Source organism: Pseudomonas sp. CMR5c, from assembly GCF_003850545.1.
GTDB lineage: Bacteria > Pseudomonadota > Gammaproteobacteria > Pseudomonadales > Pseudomonadaceae > Aquipseudomonas > Aquipseudomonas piscis.
The window spans coordinates 4174073-4190704 of the sequence record NZ_CP027705.1; the positions used below are offsets into that span (position 1 = coordinate 4174073).

Consider the following 16632-nt stretch of genomic DNA (forward strand, 5'->3'; position numbering starts at 1 on the left):
CCTAGAAGGTCTTCACGGTTGCCGACGCAGCGCGCGCCTATTATTGCTGTCGGTAGGACTGGCGATGTCCTTGCCGGTCCTGGCCGGTGACCAGCGGGCCCGGCATAGCATCGACATCGCCCGCCAGCCGCTAGGCACGGCACTGACGGCGCTGGCACAGCAGACCGGCCTGCAGATCAGCGTCGAAAGCCAACTACTGCTCAACCTGACCGCGCCGGCGGTGCAGGGCGAGCTGAGCACCGATCAGGCGCTGGCAAAACTGCTCAAGGGCAGTCATCTGGAGTGGATTTACCTCAGTGACGACGCGCTGATGGTGCAGCGTGCGACCCACCGGCGCGCAGATCCGGTGCGCCTGGGCAACACCAAGGTCCCCGGCGAGTGGACGCCGCCCCAGGGGGAAACCCGTATAGACCGCGCGACGATCGAAGCGATGCCGGCCGGCAATGGCGACATCACCAGCCTGTTGCGCAGCCATCCCAACGTGCAGTTCGACGACGCCCAGCTCAGCAGCAAGACCCCTGGCGAAATCAGCCCGGCCAACATCAGCATCAACGGCGCGCAGTTCTACCAGAATGCCTTCCTGATCGATGGCATCAACATGAACAACGACATCGATCCGGCAGAAGACCGGGTGCAATTGCTGGACGCGGTGCCGGGGCGCAGCCAGGGCCTGGCCCTGGACACCGACCTGCTGGAGAACATCACGGTCCTGGACAGCAACGTCCCGGCAGCCTATGGCGGCTTCAACGGCGGCGTCATCGATGCACAAACCCGTGCGCCGTCCCAGGCGCTGCACGGCAAGTTCTCGGTGCAGACCACCCGCTCCGCCTGGACCAAATATCACATCGACGAAAGCGAAGAACAGCGCATGGAGAACTCCGGCTCCCCCGACGAGCAGCCCAAGTTCGACAAAGTCACCATTCGCGGCACGCTGCAGGGCCACCTGACCGACAATTTCGGCCTGCTCGGCAGCTTCAGCCAGAAGCGCTCGACGATCCCGCTGGGTTTCTACTCCTATAACAACGTCGAGGAAATGGGCTTTCACGAGGAGAAGCAGGAACGGCGTATCGACAACTACTTCCTCAAGTCGGTCTGGCGGGCCAGCGACCAACTCACCGTCGAGACCAGCGTGACCCATGCGCCTGAGGAGAGTCACTACTTTCGCGCCAACGTGGCCAACTCGGGTTACGACAACAAGGCCGGCGGCACCCAACTGAACCTGCGCACCATCTGGGATGGCGACCTGGCGCGGGTCGAACAGAACCTGGCGTGGAGCGGCCAGGAACAGAGCCGCCAGTCGGATTCGGCCGACTACTGGACCTGGCGCAAATCGAGCACCAAGGACTGGGGCATCGGCAGCAAGGCCACCGCCAATACCCTTGAAGGCGGTTGGGGAGATATCGAGCAGCAACAACGTACCTGGCAATACAAGCTCAATGCCGACTGGCGCAGCGTCAACTGGCTGGGCATGACTCATCGCCCGCAAACCGGCTTCGAATTCTCCCGCCAGTACGTGCGCTATGAGCGCCTGACCGATAGCAGCACCTATGTTGCTCCCGCGGCCACCAAAACCTGCACCAACAGCGCCGGGGTTACCGACAACGTCGCCTGCAACATGGGCCAGACCCTGAACGGCTGGGCGGGGCAATACATGAAAAGCCGTACCCGCTACGCCACCGGCGAATTCGACTTCACCACCACCTCCTGGGGCAGCTGGTTGCAGGACGAGATCACCATCGGCCAACTGACCTTGCGCCCGGGCGTGCGCATGGACAACGACGACTACATGGACAAGACCACCTGGGCGCCGCGCTTCTCCCTCGAATATGACCTGTTCGGTGACCGCACCACCCTGCTCAATGCCGGCGTCAACCGTTACTACGGGCGCAGCGTCAGCAGTTGGCAACTGCAGGACGGGCGCAACCGCCTGCGCTTCAACGAAACCCGCGACAGCCTGGACCAGCCCTGGGTGGTCAAGTCCAACGCCGCCAACCAGGTGCGTTTCAATCAGCTGGACATCCCCTACGACGATGAACTGATGCTGGGCGTGGTGCAGCAATGGGCCGGGATCGAATACGCCCTCAAGTATGTCAATCGCAAGGGCCGCGACCAGGTGGTGCAGGTATCCGGCAGGACCTTGGGCGAGCCGTCCACAGACCCGACGCTGGCGAGCAACTACACCACTTACACCAACGACGGCAAGAGCGAGACCGACACCTACACCCTGACGGTCACGCCGTTGCAGCGCTGGACACTGCTGGGCACCCAGACCGGGGGGCAACTGGCGCTCAACTGGACCGACAGCAAGGCCTCGGCACCGACCTACGTCGCCGCTGAAAACCTGTACTACCAGAACAACGTCATCCAGTACCAAGGCAGCTTCATCAACTATGACGACCGACCTGCCAGCAACTTCAACCGGCCCTGGACGGCCCGCCTGACAACCATCACCGAGATCCCCCAAGCCAACCTGCAGTGGAGCAATTTCTGGCGCTATCGCGCCGGCTACAAGCGCATTGGCGACACGGGGCGCAATGTGGACTACATGGGGACCTCGGTGGATGTCTGGGAAGAACAGAAGTTCCAGGCCGCGCTGACCTGGGACACCCGCCTGGGCTGGCGTATTCCCACCGCCAGGGACCAGGCGGTGTTCATCAATGTCGACGTGTTCAACGTGCTCGACAAGAAGTCGGTCAATGCCAACCAGACGATCAACAGCAACTCGGTCTCGACCTATGAGGTGGGCCGCCAGTACTGGCTCGAAGTCGGGTACGCGTTCTGAGATGCGCCGCCACCTGAAGAGTCTTGTGGCCTTGATCGGCATCCTGCTGGTGATTGAATCGGAGCCAGGGCTTGCCTGCGCACTGAGCGAAGTGGCGTGCCTGCGCGAGGCGTACAGCCGCCCCTTCGCGCAGTGGCCGGCGCCCCAGGTGGATGCCGGCGTGGCCTGGCAAGAGCTGGGCCCCTTGCCCGAGCGTGCGCCGTCGCCGGAGCACAACCCCTACACGCAGCAGAAAGCCGATCTGGGCCGTCGGCTGTTCTTCGACCCGCGCCTGTCGCGCTCGGGGCAGATTGCCTGCGCCTCTTGCCATGAGCCGGACCTGGCATTCGCCGATGGGCGTCGCGTTTCCTTCGGGCATGACCGTGCAGCGGGCCGGCGCAATGCGCCGAGCCTGGTGGCCAGCGGCCTGGCCGAGCAGCTGTTCTGGGATGGGCGCGCCGCCAGCCTGGAGATGCAGGCCCTGATGCCGATCGTCGACCCGAAGGAGATGGCTTTCAGCGTGACGCAGCTGGTGGCCCGGCTGCGAGACAGCACGGACTATCCGGCGCAATTCGCCAAGGCCTTTCCCGGACAGGCGTTGGGTGCCGAGCAGGTGGCGGCGGCACTGGCGACTTACCAGCGCGACCTGCTGCGGGTTGCCCAACGTACCCCCTTCGAGCGTTTTCTGCGGGGGCAGGCGAAGGCGCTCAGTGACCAGCAGTTACAGGGCTTGCACCTGTTTCGCACCAAGGCGCGCTGCATGAATTGCCACTTCGGTCCGGCACTGCAGGACAACCGCTTCCACAATGCCGGCCTGACCTTCTATGGGCGTCGCCGCGAAGACCTCGGCCGCTATGAGGTCACCGGGCTGGCGCAAGATGTCGGGCGCTTTCGCACACCATCCCTGCGGCTCGTGAGCCATACCGGCCCCTGGTTTCACAATGGGCTGGCCAGCAGCCTCGATCAGGTGCTGTTGTTCTACAACGCAGGCATGCCTAGACCTGTGCCCAAGGGTGGGCAGTTGCAGGACCCTCTGTTTCCCGTGACGTCGGCGCAATTCGAGGTTTTGGGACTGGACCGGGTCGAACTGAAGGCGCTGAAGGCGTTCCTGGAGGCCCTGTGAAAACCACAAAGAACTTGGGGTGTGCAAATGCTCTGTGCAGGACAGGGCTATCGATGCCTGATGAACGCTTTCAGGTAGCGCTGACATGGTTCAAGAGAACCACCGCTTCTCCCAAAGCACGTTGATACCTGGATTACTTGTTTACCGGGATCGGAAAGGTGCCAGCCACTCGGGAACCTAAAGACTTCGTAAAAACTGCCGCACCCTGGCTGCCAGCCGGCCGTGAATACGCTTGAATGGAAGCTGAGTCGGGCCGCTGGCGCCCGCCTGTCCTGGAGAAGCCCATGGGTAACTTGGCCATGCACCTGCAGGAGGAGGACATCCTCCTTGCCGTCAATCCGTCGAACAAGCACCGGTTGTTCCAGCAGATCGGCCAGCATATGCAACATACCTGGCAGTTGCCGGGCGACTGGGTGGCCGCGAGCCTGGCCCGTCGCGAGGAGGCCGGCAGTACCGCCATCGGCGCCGGCGTGGCCCTGCCCCATGCGCGGCTGGAGGAACTGGACGCGATCCACGTCCTGTATCTGCGCCCCCAGGCGCCCATGGCCTTCGCCGCCCCCGACCAGCAGCCGGTGCGCGACATCCTGGTGCTGCTGGTACCGGCCCCTGCCGAGCAGTCGCACCTGGATCTCTTGGCCGAAACCGCCCGGCTGTTCGCCGACCAGCGCTTCCGCCAGGCCCTGCACGACTGCCGTGAGGCGCGCCAGGTCAAGCAGCTGTTCGACCGCTGGTAGCCTGCCAGGCGCTAAGGTCCGGCGAGCCTACCGGCGGGTGTCTCAGGCCGGTACGCCGAGGATGATGTGCGAGGCCTTGATCACTGCGGTGGCGCTGACGCCCGGGGCCAGGCCCAGTTCGTCCACGGCATCGCGGGTGACGATGGAGTAGACGCGGCTGCCACCGCTGAGCTCGAGCACCACCTCGGCATTGACCGCACCGTCGGTGACGCTGATCACCCGGCCTTGCAGGCAGTTACGGGCAGACAGGCGAATGCCTTCGGCGTCGGTCATCAGCATCACCCACGGTGCCTTGACCAGGGCCAGGGCATCGGTACCTGGCGCGATCCCAAGGCTGCGCAGGCTTTGCAGGGTCACCACCGCCACCAGTTGCTCGCCGCCTTCGAGCGACAGCACCACCTCGGCATTCACCGAACCCTCTTCGACCTGGCTGACCCGGCCTTTGAACACGTTGCGCGCACTGACTTTCATCGAGACTTTCCTTGCTTGATTTCCAGGGTGGATGTTGGCCAGGAATGATCCGCGGCCCGTTGTGTAGAAACAACCATAGCGCGCTGTCATCCAGACCTTACCCCGCTTATCTGCCTGGCTTCAGCCTTGCTCCTGCAAGTGCTCCATGAAGGTGCTGGCGCTATAGCGCTCGCGGAACAGCCCGGCCTGGACCAGCAGCGGTACAACTTGCTCAAGGAAGATCTGCATCGAGCGGATCGAGCCGCCCGGGGCAGCGATGAAACCGTCCATGGCGCCGGCCTCGGCCCAGTCGGCGATCTGTTCGAAGGCATCCTCGGCGGTGCCGATCACTTGCCAGTGGGCTGCGGAAATCACCTCCGGACGCAGCAACAGCTCGTCCAGGCGCAAGGTCTCGCGCTCGATCAAGCGCCGCAGCAGGTTGGTATGGGTACGACTGCCGGGGTTGGACGACGGCGGCGGCAGGTCCGCCGCGCTCACCAGGCGATCCAGTGGCCAGTCGCTGAGGTCCAGGCCGATGGTCTGCTTGATGGAGGCGAACTTGCGGCTGTTGTCCGGGTTGCCGTGGGTCTGCATGAACAGCTGGCGCGCCTCTTCCCGGGTCGGCGCCAGGTACAGGCTCAGGCCCGGCAGCAAGCGGATATCGCGCGGGTCCCGGCCATGGCTCAACGCCCGTCGGGACAGGTCGTGGCGCAGTTCCAGGGCGGCTTCCTTGTCCGGTGTCGGGGCGAACACCAGGTCGGCCACCGAAGCGGCGAAATCACGGCCGGTGTCCGAGGCGCCAGCCTGTACCAGCGGGATTCGCGGCCCGGGATAGGCCGGCAGGTTCAGCGGGCCACGCACCTTGAAATGCGTCCCCTCATGCTCCACCGGATGCACCTGGGAGCGATCGGCGTAGCGACCGTTCTCGCGGTCGATCAACAGCGCGGCGGACGGGTAGCTGGCCCAGAGCTCATGCACCAGGCTGGTGAACTCCGCGGCCCGGGCGTAGCGCTCGTCGGCGCCGGGCATGGCCTCCAGGCCGAAGTTCTCGTGGCCTTGCAGCGCGGTGACAATGTTCCAGCCCGCGCGGCCATTGCTCACCCAGTGCAGCGATTGCAACTGGCGCGCCACCACGTAGGGCGGGAAAAAGGTGGTGGACACGGTGGAAACCAGGCCGATATGCCGGGTCTCCCGAGCCACTGCCGCCAGCAGCACGGTGGGGTCGAGGCTGGCGAAACCCGAGCCGCTTTCCAGGCCGTCCATGTTCAGGTAGCTGACGTCCGGGCGAAACACGAAATCCAGGTGGGCGGCCTCCGAGCGCTTGGCGATGTCCACGGCGAAATCGCAGCTGTAGATGCCCTCGATGTTGCTGTCCGGCTGGCGCCAGGCATCGCCGCTGAGCCAGGTGGGCGCCAGGGACATGCCGATGTGCAGGCGTTTGCGGTTACTCATCTGTTGCCAATCTCCTGTAGGGGAATGAGGCCGGCGGCCCGGGCAGGCGCCGCCGGGGCCGGGTCAGAAAGCGCCCTTGATACCGATACCGAGGGTGCGAGGCTGGGTCATGCTGGCTTCGGTGCCGCCGATGCCGCGGTTCTCTTGCATGTAGGTCGGGGAACGGTCGTCGAACACATTCTTGACGTAGCCGTAGAGCTGGACCTGGTCGTTGAAGCGATAGCTCATGCGGGCGTCGGTGAGGGTGTAGGGCTTGACCGAGTAGCTGGAGGTGTTGGCCACGTCGGAGTAGTAGCCGTCCAGGTAGCGCACCTGGGCATTGAGGTTCAGGCGCTCGGTGATGTCCCAGCTGGGACCAAAGCTCAGGGTGTAGCCCGGCGAGCGGGCGAACTCGTTGTGGGCGTAACCGGCGTTGCTGGAGATCTTGTCGATGCGGGTGCGCAAGGTACCGGCACTGGCCTTGAGTCGCAGGTTGTCCAGCAGGCGGTAGTCGAAGTCCAATTCCAGGCCGTAGGCATGGGCCTTCTCGGCGTTGATGGTGTAGGACTGCGCCACGCCCGGGGAGATCACCACCGGGATGTTGTACTGGGCATCCTTGAAATCCATGTAGAACAGGTTGGTGTTGATCAGCAGCCGGTCGTCCAGCAGGCTGGCTCGGCTGAACAGCTCATAGTTCCAGATCGACTCTTCCTTGAAGTACGCCCATTGCCGGGTACTCAGGTTCAGCGACACGCCGCCGGGATTGTAGCCACGGCTGACCATGGCGCCCACGGTCCACTGCGCGGTCGCGGCGTAGGCCAGCGACACCTTGGGCAGTAGCGCCGAGAAGGTCTTGTCGTAGTTCAACGCCCGTGGCGCCAGCACCGAGTTGCCGTCGCGCTCGACATGGTCCTGCTGGTAGCGCAAGCCTGTGCTCAGGGTCCACAAATCGCTCAGGCGGTAATGCAGCTCGCCGAAGATCCCGAGGTTGGTCTTGGTGTCATCGAACACCGAGCGGCCACGCAGGTTCAGGCTTTCATCGGTACGGGTGCGAGCGTAGTAGACACCGCCCATGCCGCTGAACACATCCTGCTGCTCGCCGAAGCTCAGGCGGGTTTCGTTGGAGCCGTTCCTCTGGCGGATATCCGCATCGCCCTCGCCTGCCGCCCCGGTCACCCGGTGCACCGAAGACAGCGAGTACTGCGCCTGGTTGTGCAGCTTGAGGCCGCCGCCCAGCTCATAGGACACATCGAGGATGCTGGTGTTGGTGTCCTGCTCCCAGGACGGCATGGTGGTGGAGCGGTGGTTGAGCTTGTGGAACGGCGCGGTGGCCGCTTCCTGGGTCGGTCGGTTGCTGTCGGTGTGGGAGAAGGTGAACTTGCTTTCCAGGCCGGGGATGTCCGTGGGCAACCACAACAGCTTGGCCCGGGCATTGAGATTACGAAAATCCTGGTCGGTCTTGCTGCCCTGGAAACGCGGGTTGTCGTAGTCGATGAAAGTATCGCGAGCCGAGTAGTCCACCGCCAGGCGCCCGGCGAAATCCTCGGCCAATGGCCCGGACACCGCCACCGAGCTGCGACGCGAATGGTAGCTGCCGATCTCGGCCTGGTAGGCCGCCTCGGGGACGAAGGTCGGGTCCTTGGTGTTGACGATGATCGCCCCAGCGATGGCGTTGGCGCCCTGGGAAGTGGTCTGCGGCCCGCGGAAGACTTCGATGCTGTCCACGTCCCAGACCGAGGTCGCGCCGAAGAACATCTCGTTGTAGTTCAGGTAGTGGCCATCGAGGTTGATGGTGGCCCGTGGCACGGTGCCGCCCCAGAACACGTTCTGCCCGTTGTTCGGGCCCTGGGTGTCCTGGCCACGAATGATCGGCGCCCCCACCGAGTCGGTGTAGATCACGTTGGGCGTGCCGTTGATCACCTCTGCCACCGACGCATCGCCGGTCTTGCTGCGTTCGATATCACGGTCGGTGATCACCGAAACCGACGACGCGGTGTTCTTCAGGTCTCGCTCGAGTTTTTCCCCCGTGACCACCAGCGACTCCAGGGCCAGGCTGCCCTTCTGTTCGCCCTTGGTCTCTGTCTCGGCCAGCGCCGAGGGCGCCGCCAGCAGGCTCGACAGGGTGAGAACGCCAATACCGTGACTCAATGTGCGATGCGTAAGGGCCATCAAGGCCTCCCTCCAAATGAGAATGATCCTCTTTCACGATTAGGCTATCACGCTGATATCAAATTCCTCAATACAGAATTAATTCTGCAAAACGGAATAGGTTGTGTTCGATGTGCAGGCACAACCCGCCCCAGCAACGCCAGGGAACCGCTATCATGGGCACCGCCGCGCGGCCCCGATCCGCGCAACACCCGCAGCCGGACAGTGGTGAGGAGACCAAGCCGTTGAACACTTCGCAGAACCCGCTGGATGACACCCAGGACCCGCCCTCGGAGAAACGCTCCGGGGTGATCCAGTCGGTTTCCATTGCCGCGCGCTTTCTCAATACCCTGGCCAACGCCGAGGGCGAGCTGGCCCTGGGGGAAGTCGCGCGCCGCACCGGCACCGGCGGTTCCACCGCGCACCGCTACCTGCAGAGCCTGGTCAAGGAGGGCCTGGCCAAGCAGGACCCGGCCAGTGGCCTGTACGACCTGGGGCCGGCGGCCTTGAGCATCGGCATCGGCGCACTCAAGCGCATCGACGCGGTGGATATCGCCGCCCGGCACATGAAGGCCCTGGCCCAGCAACATGCGGCCAGCGGTGGCGTGGCGATCTGGACCGATCGCGGGCCGACCCTGGTGCGCTGGCATCGCAGTGCCTACTTCTCCATCAACCCCCTGGCCCTGGGGGACATCCTGCCCATCGATAACACTGCCTGCGGCCTGGTGTTCCAGGCCTTCCTGCCCAAGGCCGTGATCGATGCCGCGCGCAAGCAGCAGCCGGCGCACTTTCGCGGCACGCCGCCCACTGCCGCGGTGCTGGAGCAAGTGCGCCAGGCGCACTGGGCCGAGATGACCAGCCACCTGCTGTCCAACGTCACCGGGCAGGCCGCGCCGGTATTCGATGCCCAGCAGGAAATCGTCTGCGTGATGACCACCGTCACTGACCTGGGGCAACTGCAGGCCCCCGAAGACCGCCAGGCGCTGTTCCACGAAGCCGCGCTGGTGAACCAGGCCACCGGTGGCCGCATGGTGCCCCAGGTACCGCCCGCCCCTCGGCGCTGAAGCCGCCTCAGGCTCCGGACGAACCCGGGGCCGCTGCCCGGCCCAGGGGTACCATCAGCGGCGTGCCGCTGACCGGGTCGGCGATGATCAGCGCAGGCAATCCGAACACCTCCTGCACCAGCGCCTCGGTGAAGATTCGTGCCGGTGCGCCCTGGGCGACGATGGCGCCGTCACGCAGGGCGATCAGGTGGCTGGCATAGCGGCAGGCCTGGTTCAGGTCGTGCAGCACCGCGACGATGGTGCGGCCCTGGCGATTGAGTTCGGCCAACAGTTCCAGCAGCTCGATCTGGTGGACGATGTCCAGGTAGGTGGTGGGCTCGTCCAGCAGCAGGATCGGGGTTTCCTGGGCCAGGACCATGGCGATCCATACTCGCTGGCGCTGGCCGCCGGACAACTCGTCGAGCAAACGTTCGGCCAGGGTCTCGACCCGGGTCGCGGCCATGGCCGCCAGTACCGCCCGCTCATCTTCCGGCGACCACTGGCGCAAGAACGACTGGTGCGGATAACGCCCCCGGGCCACCAGCTCGGCCACGGTGATGCCATCCGGCGCCATGGCGCTCTGCGGCAGCAGGCCCAGGCGCCGGGCGACCTCCCGGGCCGGCAGTTGGCGGATGTCCTTGCCGTCGAGCACCACCTGGCCCTTGGCCGGGGCCAGCAAGCGCGACAACGCCGCCAGCAGGGTGGACTTGCCGCAGGCGTTGGGGCCGACGATGACGGTGAACGAACCATCGGGGATGGCCAGGGAAAGGTCCTGGGAAATGATTCGCGCGGCGTGGCGCAAGGTCACGGCATCGGCATGCAAGCGGTGGGTCATGGACGAGAAGATTCCTTGGGTGCCTGGGGCGTGAAAAGTTGATTTTGCAGAATTGATTCTACAATATGGAATGCATTGCATGAGAAGCATTATCATATGCCCCATGCAATCCGGGTCCCGCAAGCTCCACCGAAGGCCCTGCCACTGCCAACCCATCACCCGACGGACCCATGATGAATCCACGTTTCGCCACCCGGCTGCTCAGCGCGGCAGTCCTGGCCCTTTGCAGCCAACTGGCCTGCGCCGCTGCCCCCACGCCTGTGCGCATCGTCTCCACCAGCCCCAGCGTCACCGGGATCCTGCTGGCCATGGAGGCACCCCTGGTGGCCAGCGCCGCCACCACCCCCAGCCGCCTCACCGACTCGCGCGGGTTCTTTTCCCAATGGGCGCAAGTGGCCGAGCAACGGGGAGTCCAGGTGCTGTATCGGAACCTGCAGTTCGACATCGAGGCGGTGATCGCCAGCGATCCCGACCTGCTGGTGCTCTCCGCCACCGGAGCCGACAGCGTGATCGCCCAGCGTGGCGAACTCCAGGCACAGGGCATCCGTACCCTGGTGGTGGACTACTCGAACCAGAGCTGGCAGGACATCGCCACCGAGCTGGGCCGGCACACCGGGCTTGAGCGACAGGCCCAGGCCGCGATCCAGCGCTTCGACCAGTACGCCGCGCAAACCGCCGCCGCCATCAAGCCGCCAGCGGGGCCGGTCAGCGTGGTGGGCTACAACATCGCGGGCAGCTACTCCATCGGCCGCCTGAACAGCCCCCAGGCGCGCCTGCTCGGCGCCCTGGGGTTCAAGGTCGCGCCGCTGCCCGAGGCCTTGGCGGCAAGCGTCACCCGCGCCTCGGACTTCCAGTTCATCTCCCGGGAGAACCTGCCTGCCGCCATCACTGGCGACAGCGTGTTCCTGCTCAGCGCCGATGAACAGGATGTGCAGGCGTTTCTTGCCGATCCGGTGCTGGCCAACCTGCCGGCGGTGATCCACAAGCGCGTGTATGCCCTGGGCCCGAGTTCCTTTCGTATCGACTACTACTCCGGGCGCCAGATGATCGATACCGTCGCCGCGCAGTTTCGCTGAGCCATGGACCTGCTCGCCCAGGGCGCTGCTCCAGCGCTGGCGCTTTCACGGCGCCACAAGACTCGTCGCTGGGGCCTGCTGGTCGGGCTGGCGGTCCTCGCCGGCCTGGCCCTGCTGAGCCTGGCCAGCGGCTCGCGCAGCATCGCCCTGGAGGTCGTCTGGCAGGCCCTGTCCGCCGCCGATCCAGGCAACGACCAGCACCTGATCCTGCGTGAGCTGCGCCTGCCGCGAACCCTGGTCGCCCTCCTGGCCGGAATGGCCCTGGGTACCGCCGGGGCGCTGATGCAAGCCGTGACCCGCAATCCCCTGGCCGAACCCGGGCTGCTGGGCATCAATGCCGGCGCGGCCCTGGCGGTGATCAGCGGCGTGGCGCTGGGGCAGTTGACCAGCATGCTCCAATCGCTATGGCTGGCCTTCTGCGGAGCCGGGCTGGCCGGGGCCCTGGTGTTCCTGCTGGGCCGGGCCCATGAGACCGGGACCAACCCGGTGCGCCTGGTGCTGGCCGGAGCGGGGTTATCGGTGATGCTGGCCTCGCTGACGGGGATCATCGTGCTCAACTGCCCACCGGAGGTGTTCGATCATTTTCGCCATTGGGCCTCGGGCTCCCTGGCCAGCACCGGCCTGGCCCTGTTGCCGCTGCCGGCCATGGCCGTCGCCTGCGGGCTGGGGCTGTCCCTGGCCATCGGCCCGCGGCTCAATGCCCTGGCCCTGGGCCACGAGCTCGGCCGGGCCCTGGGCGTGAACCTGCGCCTGACGTGGCTGCTGGCCTGCCTGGCGGTGATGCTGCTGGCCGGCGCGGCCACCGCCATGGCCGGCCCCATAGGCTTCATCGGCTTGGTGGCACCGCATCTGGCGCGGATGCTGGCGGGCCCGGACTATCGCTGGATCCTGCCCTACTCGGCGCTGCTGGCGGCGAGCCTGCTGCTGGCGGCCGACATGCTCGGCCGCGTGCTGGTGGCGCCACAGGAACTGGCCGCCGGGATCATCACCCTGTTGCTGGGTGGCCCGTGCTTCATCGTCCTGGTCAGGCGCTTTCGCCTGAGCCGCCTGTGATGCGCCGCCACGCCCTGCGCCTGGGCTCGCTGTCGGTGGCTTGGCAACCGCGTACGCTGCTGGTCTGTTGCGTCCTGGTGCTGCTGGCCCTGCTGCTCTGGGCACTGTTGCTGGGCAGCGGCAGCCTGGCGCTGTCCCCCGGCGAAGTGCTGGCCAGCCTCCTGGGCCAGGGCCAGGACGCCACCGCTCAACGCGTCATCCAGCGGGTGCGCCTGCCCCGGACCCTGACGGCCACCCTGGTGGGCATGGCCCTGGGCATGGCCGGGGCGATCTTCCAGTCCATTTCCCGCAATGCCCTGGGCTCGCCGGATGTGATCGGCTTCACCACCGGTGCCGCCAGCGGCGCCATCGTGCAGATCATGCTGTTCGACTCCGGCCCCCTGGCCACCGCGCTGGCGGCCCTGGCAGCCGGGCTGTGCACCGCATTGGCGGTGGTGCTACTGGCGCGCAAGGCCGGAACCGCCGGGGGTTACCGCCTGGTACTGGTGGGGATCGGCGTCGGCGCCAGCCTCTCGGGGCTGAACAGCCTGCTGCTGGTGACCGGCAACCTGGACCAGGCGATGTTCGCCCAGCTGTGGCTGGCCGGCTCGCTCAACACCCGCACCTGGTCCCATGTGGTGCCCGCCGCCATCGGCCTGCTGGCGATCGCGCCGATCGCGCTATACCACGCCCGCCAAGTCGACCTGCTGGAGATGGGCGATGCCAGCGCGACCCAACTGGGAATCGCGGTGGAACGCACGCGGCTGACGATGGTGCTGGTGGCCGTCGGCCTGACCGCCATCGCCACCGCCGCCGCTGGCCCCATCGCCTTCATCGCCCTGGCCGGCCCGCAGCTGGCCAGGCGCCTGACCCGTGGCTGCGGGGTACCATTGCTGTCCGGTGCCTTGATGGGTGCGGTATTGCTCCTGATGGCCGATCTGCTGAGCCAGCGCCTGGCTGCCCGTGTCAACCTGCCCATCGGCCTGATGACCGGCCTGCTGGGCGGCTTCTACCTGCTCTGGCTGCTGGTGCGCAGCCGGCGCATCTGAGGAATGCGCCAGCAGGCAATACCCAGGATCACTTGGCCTTGGCGCGCACGAACCGCAGGTTGCGCGCCAGGCTGCTGGTCAGCACCTGGCCATCCTGCTCGAAGCGGATCACCCCCAGGTCCTGGGCGCTGAATCGCTCTGCCGCCAGCGGCTGCATGGGATAGGTGTGCTTGCCGATGCGAATGTAGAGCTTGCCTTGCTTGGGGTAGACCTTGAGCTGTCCGGATGAGGTCTGCAACTTGTAGATCCCCACATACCGCTGGATATCCTGGGGCTTCCAGGGGGCGGCCAGGGTGTAGGTCGAGGCCGGGTTGGTGGACACGATGCGAGCTCCCGAAGTCGCAGCCAGGTAGATCGGCGAGCCGTCGTTATCGGCCGCCATCAGGTGCTCGCTCAGTCGGGATAACGCCAGCGTGTCGGGGAAGGTATTGAGGGTGAAACTGTTGTCGCTGCGTTGCAGCTGGAACTGATGCCCCGAGTCGTCGAGGTAGGTACCGGCCACCAGGGTGTTCAACGGAGCCGGTGAAACGGCCCTGATGCTGGGTACCGGTGGCGGGATATCGTGATCCGGGGACGGACCGTGCGAGCCCAGCACCGCGTCCATCAGCGCATAGCCACGCGCCGAAGCATCCGGGACCGGCGAATTGCACAGCACCACTGTGGCCAGATCCATCTTCGGGTACCAGGCCACATGGGTGTTATAGCCGGCCCAACCACCGCTGTGGGACACCTCATCGAACCCGCGGTAACGCGAGATGCCGACGCCCATGGCGTAGTAGCCGGGGTCGCCGTCGGCCAGCGGTTCGGTCTGGCGCATCTTCTGCGACAGGGCCGGGCCTCCGACCTTCCCCATGGACAAATTACGCATCCAGCGCATTACATCCACCACGGTGCTGTGCACCTGGCCATCGCCGGTCTGCTCCCAGCGCACATCCGCGAACTGGTAGGCCTTGGTCTTGGGGTCCTGCTCGTAGCTCTCGGCCAGGTTCGGCAATTGCAGCGGGTACTGGTCGACGATGCTCGTGCGGGTCATGCCCAGGGGCTTGAAGATATGGACCTGGGAGAAGTTCTTCAGCGACATGCCCGAAACCCGCTCGACGATGCTGGACAGCAGCATGTAGCCGCTGTTGCTGTAGCTGAACTCGACCCCGGACGGGAACATAGCGGTGTTCTGCTTGAACAGCATCTGCAGCGCCTGCTGCTGGGTGAAGCGCTGGGAGTAGCCGATACCGGCCAGCTCGGCCAGGAACATGTAGTCCTGCAGGCCCGAGGTGTGGTGCAGCAGGTGGCGGATCTTGATGTCCTGGGCGTATACCGGCAACTCGGGGAAGAAGCGCCGGACCGAATCGTCCAGGCTCAGGCGCCCCTGGGCCTCGAGCTGGAGAATGGCGAAGGCGGTGAACTGCTTGGACACCGAGGCCAGGTTGAAGAGAGTATCGGTCCTGATCGGCGCACCGGTCTGCAGGTTGGCGATGCCGTAACCGGCACTCCAGATAACCTTGCCATCACGCATGACCCCCGCGGCGCAGCCGGGCTGGTCCGGCTTCAAAGCGCGGAACACCTGGTCAAACGCCGGGGTCGCCGCGGCATTGGCCAGCGTCGTGCTCCCCAGGGAGAGCAACAAGGTTGCAAGCATTGAACGCATGGATGTCTTCCTCTTCTCACGTGGCGGTCCTTCATGCTCTTTCGGAGCCTGGCCAGTATCCCCAGGGCATCCGTTGCAATCTGTCGCAACTCAGTGATTTTCTGTGAAGAAGAGTGCATCGATGCGCAGGCCAGACACCCGTGCCAGGAACGGCCGCTCCCGGTCACGCCTGGGCCTCAGCGCAACAGGCGCCGCAGGCCGGCCTCGAAGGCCCCGGCAAGCGGTGGCGCGCCCTCCCCGGCCAAGGCCAGCGCCAGGGCGTGGCCGTGGGTGTAGTCCACCAGCAGATCGAACAGCAGCTCGGGCTCGGCGTCGAAGCGCTGCACTTCAACACGCAGTTGGTCGCTGAAGGCTGCCAGCGAGCCGCCGAACAGCTGCGGATCGCCGAGGACACACAACGTCAGCGCCGGGTGCCGGCGCACCCGGTCCATGTAGTGCCCGAGCAGCCATCGGACCCGCTCCATCGGCGCGGCCTGCGCCGCCGGCTCGGGCAGCGGCACGCCATGCACCCGCTCCACCAGCAGGCGCAGCAATTGCTGCTGGTCGCCCACGTGGTAAGCCACCGACATCGGGGTGATGCCCAGTTGCCGGGCCAGGGCGCGGATCCCGAAGCCTTGGGGGCCCAGTTCCTCGAGCAGTACCAGGGCGCAGTCCAGCACCTGGTCCAGGTTCAGGGCCCGGCCGGCAGCCGGGCGCCCGCTGCGCTTGCGTACCTCAATCATGGCGATCGCCCCGGGATGGGGATTGCACGCGGTAGCGGCTGCTGACCAGGCCATTGGCGTATTGCCGGGTATCGAGGCAGTGCAGGCGCAGGTCCTGCTCCAGGGGACCGAACAACGGCCGGCCACTGCCGATCAGCACCGGCACCCGGGTCAGGACCATCTCGCCGATCAGTCCCGCCCGGAGAAAAGCCCGGATCAGCGTACCGCCATCGATATAGGCCTGGCGCCAGCCCTCGGCCTGCAACTGCGCCACCAGTTGCACCGGTTCGGCACCACTGATGCGCAGCCGATCGGCCAGGTGCGCCGGCACATCGGCGGGCCCCAGGGTACGGCTCATCACCACCACCGGCTTGGTGAACGGCCAGGGCTCGAACCCCAGCACCGTGTCGTAGGTGCTGCGCCCCATGACGATGCCATCCACCGAGTCGATGAAGGCCGCATAACCATGGTCTTCCCCGGGTTCACCAGGCGGCAGCCAGTCGATGCTGCCATCGTCGCGGGCGATGAAGCCGTCCACCGAAGTGGCGATGAATACCTTGCCGAATGCCATGTCGCGGTGCCTCTGGGGAATAAACATACGGCG

General features: G+C 65.7%; 14 protein-coding genes. 7 read left to right on the plus strand and 7 right to left on the minus strand.

What is annotated here, in order from left to right; translation table 11 throughout:
• Positions 1 to 64 precede the first annotated feature (64 nt).
• From C4K40_RS19115 to C4K40_RS19125, 3 genes are all read left to right on the plus strand, one after another.
• Entirely contained in the window at positions 65 to 2782 is a 2718-nt protein-coding gene (locus C4K40_RS19115) for a TonB-dependent receptor (RefSeq protein WP_172681621.1), read from the plus strand.
• Position 2783: 1 nt separating this feature from the next.
• Positions 2784 to 3884 (plus strand): cytochrome-c peroxidase, encoded by a 1101-nt coding sequence (locus tag C4K40_RS19120; protein WP_053131121.1) that lies wholly within the window; start codon positions 2784 to 2786, stop codon positions 3882 to 3884.
• A gap of 284 nt (positions 3885 to 4168) precedes the next feature.
• Positions 4169 to 4618, plus strand: coding sequence for a PTS sugar transporter subunit IIA (locus tag C4K40_RS19125; RefSeq protein WP_022639380.1), 450 nt, complete (start codon positions 4169 to 4171; stop codon positions 4616 to 4618).
• A gap of 42 nt (positions 4619 to 4660) precedes the next feature.
• Here C4K40_RS19125 and C4K40_RS19130 read toward each other — a convergent pair whose 3' ends face one another.
• The 3 genes from C4K40_RS19130 to C4K40_RS19140 all read right to left on the minus strand — a co-directional run bounded on the left by C4K40_RS19130 (position 4661) and on the right by C4K40_RS19140 (position 8671).
• Positions 4661 to 5089, minus strand: coding sequence for a molybdopterin-binding protein (locus C4K40_RS19130; protein ID WP_022639381.1), 429 nt, complete (start codon positions 5087 to 5089; stop codon positions 4661 to 4663).
• A gap of 120 nt (positions 5090 to 5209) precedes the next feature.
• On the minus strand, positions 5210 to 6520 hold the full coding sequence (locus C4K40_RS19135; RefSeq protein WP_022639382.1) for an NtaA/DmoA family FMN-dependent monooxygenase: 1311 nt from the start codon (positions 6518 to 6520) through the stop codon (positions 5210 to 5212).
• Positions 6521 to 6583: 63 nt separating this feature from the next.
• The gene (locus C4K40_RS19140; protein ID WP_124421340.1) at positions 6584 to 8671 is read right to left on the minus strand and encodes a TonB-dependent receptor; all 2088 of its coding nucleotides are present in this window, start codon (positions 8669 to 8671) and stop codon (positions 6584 to 6586) included.
• Positions 8672 to 8892: 221 nt separating this feature from the next.
• Between C4K40_RS19140 and C4K40_RS19145 the strand changes: the two genes are divergently transcribed.
• Positions 8893 to 9711 (plus strand): IclR family transcriptional regulator, encoded by an 819-nt coding sequence (locus C4K40_RS19145; protein ID WP_031320051.1) that lies wholly within the window; start codon positions 8893 to 8895, stop codon positions 9709 to 9711.
• 7 nt (positions 9712 to 9718) lie between these two features.
• Here C4K40_RS19145 and C4K40_RS19150 read toward each other — a convergent pair whose 3' ends face one another.
• Positions 9719 to 10525, minus strand: coding sequence for an ABC transporter ATP-binding protein (locus C4K40_RS19150; protein ID WP_053131125.1), 807 nt, complete (start codon positions 10523 to 10525; stop codon positions 9719 to 9721).
• A gap of 170 nt (positions 10526 to 10695) precedes the next feature.
• On the opposite strand from C4K40_RS19150, the gene fepB reads away from it, so the two are divergent.
• Genes fepB through C4K40_RS19165 form a run of 3 tightly spaced genes read left to right on the plus strand, consistent with a single transcriptional unit; the run spans position 10696 to position 13682 of the window.
• Positions 10696 to 11601, plus strand: coding sequence for a Fe2+-enterobactin ABC transporter substrate-binding protein (gene fepB / locus C4K40_RS19155; protein WP_053131127.1), 906 nt, complete (start codon positions 10696 to 10698; stop codon positions 11599 to 11601).
• A gap of 3 nt (positions 11602 to 11604) precedes the next feature.
• Complete coding sequence (locus tag C4K40_RS19160) at positions 11605 to 12654, plus strand: iron ABC transporter permease (RefSeq protein ID WP_053131130.1); 1050 nt, start codon at positions 11605 to 11607, stop codon at positions 12652 to 12654.
• Positions 12654 to 13682, plus strand: coding sequence for an iron chelate uptake ABC transporter family permease subunit (locus tag C4K40_RS19165; RefSeq protein WP_053131133.1), 1029 nt, complete (start codon positions 12654 to 12656; stop codon positions 13680 to 13682). Before C4K40_RS19160 ends, C4K40_RS19165 begins: the two co-directional genes overlap by 1 nt.
• Positions 13683 to 13710: 28 nt before the next feature.
• Here the strand turns inward: C4K40_RS19165 and C4K40_RS19170 are convergent, their stop codons facing one another.
• The 3 genes from C4K40_RS19170 to C4K40_RS19180 all read right to left on the minus strand — a co-directional run bounded on the left by C4K40_RS19170 (position 13711) and on the right by C4K40_RS19180 (position 16599).
• Positions 13711 to 15327 (minus strand): serine hydrolase, encoded by a 1617-nt coding sequence (locus C4K40_RS19170; RefSeq protein WP_053131135.1) that lies wholly within the window; start codon positions 15325 to 15327, stop codon positions 13711 to 13713.
• A 176-nt stretch (positions 15328 to 15503) separates the two neighbouring features.
• Positions 15504 to 16049: a TetR/AcrR family transcriptional regulator gene (locus C4K40_RS19175; RefSeq protein ID WP_022639390.1), complete on the minus strand. Its 546-nt coding sequence runs from the start codon at positions 16047 to 16049 to the stop codon at positions 15504 to 15506.
• Positions 16042 to 16599, minus strand: a complete 558-nt coding sequence (locus tag C4K40_RS19180; RefSeq protein WP_053131138.1) for a dihydrofolate reductase family protein — start codon at positions 16597 to 16599, stop codon at positions 16042 to 16044. The genes C4K40_RS19175 and C4K40_RS19180 overlap by 8 nt, the downstream gene beginning before the upstream one ends.
• Positions 16600 to 16632: the final 33 nt, after the last annotated feature.